The sequence below is a fragment of the Falsiroseomonas sp. genome, assembly GCF_030695085.1.
Taxonomy (GTDB): Bacteria; Pseudomonadota; Alphaproteobacteria; order Acetobacterales; family Acetobacteraceae; genus Falsiroseomonas.
In genome coordinates this window covers 1-1,093 of sequence record NZ_JAUYTS010000067.1, presented here as the reverse complement: position 1 = coordinate 1,093, position 1,093 = coordinate 1, and the positions used below count along the sequence as shown (strand labels likewise).

The 1,093-nt window shown below is 65.0% G+C and carries 2 protein-coding genes; both read left to right on the top strand.

Annotated elements, in window-relative coordinates; translation table 11 throughout:
- The first annotated feature begins 23 nt into the window (after nt 1-23).
- A complete protein-coding gene (locus tag Q8S40_RS08180; protein ID WP_305669994.1) occupies nt 24-650 on the top strand; it encodes a glutamate ligase domain-containing protein in 627 nt (208 codons plus the stop codon).
- Nucleotides 651-736: 86 nt separating this feature from the next.
- Nucleotides 737-1,093, top strand: a 357-nt coding sequence (locus Q8S40_RS08175; RefSeq protein WP_305669993.1) for an FAD-binding protein, incomplete at its 3' end; no start/stop codon positions are given.

The window sequence follows — 1,093 nt, the reverse complement described above, 5'->3', positions numbered from 1 at the left end:
ATATCAGCCACAGCGGCGGGCGGATGGATTTCAAGGTGCAACGTGCCGGGCTGCCGGAACTGGCGGTAACGCTCAACCTGCCCGGCCAGCACAACGTGCTGAATGCGCTTGCGGCGATTGCGGTGGCGATGGAAGTGGGCGCGCCGGATGCCGCCATCGTCAAGGGCTTGGCCGAGTTCCGCGGCGTCGGCCGGCGCTTCCAGCGCTACGGCGAGATGGCGCTGCCGGATGGCGGCAGCTTCACCCTGATCGACGATTATGGTCATCACCCGGTGGAAATGGCGGCGACCCTGGCTGCGGCGCGCGGCGCCTTCCCGTGCCGGCGGCTGGTGTTGGCATTCCAGCCGCACCGTTACACCCGCACTCGCGATTTGTTCGAGGATTTCGTCAAAGTGCTGTCGACCGTGGATGCCCTGCTGCTGACTGAAGTCTACCCGGCCGGCGAAGCGCCTATCGTGGCCGCAGACGGCAGAGCATTGGCACGCGCCATCCGGGTCGCGGGCAAGGTCGAGCCGATTTTCGTGGAATCTGCGGCGGAACTGCCGCAGGCAATCATGAATGCGGTACGGGACGGAGATGTGGTCCTGACCATGGGCGCCGGGTCGATCGGCCAGGTGCCGGCAAAATTAGTTAAAAGTGCTGAGTCCTGAGTATGTGCGCGAACTTTCAACTTCCCCTCTCAGGACTCAGCACTCAGCACTCGGGACTGCGCGGCGAACTACGCCGCGATGAGCCGATGAGCAAGCACACCAGCTGGCGCGTCGGCGGACCGGCCGAGCGTTTCTACATTCCGGCGGATATCGCCGATTTGTCGCAGTTTTTGCAGGGGCTGGCGGCTGACGAGCCGGTGCACTTCATCGGCCTGGGCAGCAATTTGCTGGTGCGCGACGGCGGGGTGCGCGGCACGGTGGTGCTTCTGCACGGTGCGCTCAACCAGATCACGCTTAGCCACGGAAAGCCGGGCGCGCCGGCCGGTGTTTACGCCGAGGCGGGTGTGTCCAGTCCTAAGGTGGCGCGATTTGCAGCCTTGAACGGTTTCGAAGGCGCCGAGTTTCTTGCCGGCATTCCCGGCACGGTGGGTGGTGCGCTGGCG